We start from the raw sequence: 1,900 nt of genomic DNA, 5'->3' as shown, positions 1-1,900 counted from the left end.
CCCCTCCCCCGCGTACCGGGGTCACGAAGGGCTCGAAGACGCCCGGCGGCAGCCAGGCAAGTCCCGTCTCGTTGCGGGCCGTCTGCGTGCGCAGCGGGCGGTGCACGGGGCTGGCTTCCTTGCCGTCGCGGCCCTCGGAGGGGATCAGCAGCGGCGGCACCGCGAGCGCGTCGTTCTCACGCGTCGTCCTGGCCGGCATGGGGGCGGACACCGGCGTCGCGGACTCCCGCCAGGTCCCGCCGGAGGGCACCATCACCGGCTGGGCGAAGCGCTCCAGGCCCGCCCTGATCCGGGCGATGGTCTTGGGCTTTAGGCCCTCGGGGGCGTCCGCCGTGCGCGGCCGGCTCCCGATCGGGGTGCCGGGGATCGTCCAGTCGATCGCGGCGAGGGCAGGCAGGACTTCCGGCTCCACGATCTGGTTCCGGCACGTCGTGCTCGGGCACCGGTACACGTACTGCCCGGAGCGGATCCCGTAGCGGCCCATGTCGGCGCCCGGCTTCTTGAACACCTGCATCGCGCGGACAACCCGCTCGCAGCCGGTGCACCAGGCGGCCGGCCGCAGCCACTTGTTCCAGTCCGGAGTCCGGCCGAGCGAGCGGTGCCAGTAGGCGACGTAGAGGCGGTCGCGGGACTGCGGGGCGCGCAGCAGGGTCGGCGCCTGGGCGTGCATGCTGTTCAGCGCGATCGTCTTCGTGGCGTAGCCGAGCTTGTGGAGCTCGCCCAGCCAGCGGTCCCACTCCACCCAGGCCCGGCAGTCGATGACGTTCTCGACGATTCCGGCGAGGACCAGGCCGCCGCGCTCCTGCACCCCGCGCAGGTACATCGGGACCTCTTCCATCAGGGCGCGGGAGCGCTCGTCCGCCGGGTCGCGGGGCTTCTCGAAGCCGGGCAGTTCCTCCTGCGCGGTGTGGAAGTCGCGCTTCTTGCCGCGGGCGTTGGTCCACTTCGGGCACTCCGGGCTGGCCCAAAAAATCTGGGCGGCCGGCCACTTCTCCACGGGGGCCTGGCGGATGTCGCCCTTCCAGTGGTCGGCGTGCGGGAAGTTGAGGGCGTGGGATTCGATCGCCGGATCCCAGTGGTTGGCGGCCCGGGTCACGCGGACGCCGGGGACCGCGTCGATCCCCTGCGAGCTGCCACCGGCGCCGCAGAACCAGTCCATGGCGTTGATCTCGCCGTCGTGCCGGTAACTGCTCACAGCCAGACCTCCGGGGCGGTGTCGGGGGCGAGGGTGAAGGTCATGGCGCCGGGGCCCGGCTGGATGCGGCCGTGCTCCTCGAGGAGGTCCAGGTGGCCCTCGGTGCAGATCAGGCGGCCGTCCTCCAGCAGCTCCCACTCGTAGGTGGCGGCGACCTCGCGAGCCTGCTGCTCGGTGTCGAAGTGGGCTTCGCCGCCGTCGGGGTTCTCCAGGACCTGGCCGCACGCGTCGCAGACGGCGGCCAGGCACGTCACGGTCTTGAGGGCCATCACCGCACCGCCTTCGCGGGACGGCCGACGGGGCGGACCTTCCAGCCCTTGTCGCGCCAGGCGGCGATCGTGCCCTTGGTGATGCCCAGGTAGAGGCCGACGTCGGTGGGGCCCATACCCCGGCCGGTCAGGAGGCGGGCGGTCTCGATCTGCTCGGGCCGGGTCAGCCGGGCCGGGAGCTCGCCGTTGACGGCGAGTTCGACGGCGATCCAGTCGATGTTGCGCTCGGCGTCGACGGTGGCGGCGCTGGTGGTGGCGAGGCTGATCCGGCCCTGGCCGGTGCCCAGGCGGTGGGCGGTCCTCATCCGTCGGCGGGTCATGCCGCCACCGCCTCGGGCAGGACGACGACGAACTCGTCGCGGCGGGCGGCGAAGTGGACGTGCGCGCCGTTCCCGCTGGCGGCGGCGAGCTGGTCGGCCTCGGTCAGCGCGCGGGG

Annotated in this window: 3 protein-coding genes; all 3 read right to left on the bottom strand. The window is 73.1% G+C overall.

Annotation, left to right across the window (positions count from 1 at the left end; translation table 11 throughout):
• A partial coding sequence (locus ACFWAD_RS29810) for a DNA cytosine methyltransferase (protein ID WP_378550429.1) occupies positions 1–1,195 on the bottom strand: 1,195 nt, incomplete at its 3' end.
• Positions 1,192–1,464 (bottom strand): hypothetical protein, encoded by a 273-nt coding sequence (locus ACFWAD_RS29805; protein ID WP_378550426.1) that lies wholly within the window; start codon positions 1,462–1,464, stop codon positions 1,192–1,194. The genes ACFWAD_RS29805 and ACFWAD_RS29810, both read right to left, overlap by 4 nt.
• The gene (locus tag ACFWAD_RS29800) at positions 1,464–1,784 is read right to left on the bottom strand and encodes a hypothetical protein (RefSeq protein WP_378550423.1); all 321 of its coding nucleotides are present in this window, start codon (positions 1,782–1,784) and stop codon (positions 1,464–1,466) included. The genes ACFWAD_RS29805 and ACFWAD_RS29800 overlap by 1 nt, the downstream gene beginning before the upstream one ends.
• Positions 1,785–1,900 lie beyond the last annotated feature (116 nt).

The organism is Rhodococcus sp. NPDC059969 (genome assembly GCF_042738325.1).
GTDB lineage: Bacteria > Actinomycetota > Actinomycetes > Mycobacteriales > Mycobacteriaceae > Rhodococcus_F.
The sequence above is the reverse complement of the archived record's forward strand: the minus strand, read 5'-3'. Positions and strand labels throughout refer to the sequence as shown.

What these genes read in the sequence shown, in the direction of transcription:
- ACFWAD_RS29805 (WP_378550426.1), bottom strand. Translation starts at nt 1,464, where the DNA reads ATGGCCCTCAAGACCGTGACGTGCCTGGCCGCCGTCTGCGACGCGTGC.
- ACFWAD_RS29800 (WP_378550423.1), bottom strand. Translation starts at nt 1,784, where the DNA reads ATGACCCGCCGACGGATGAGGACCGCCCACCGCCTGGGCACCGGCCAG.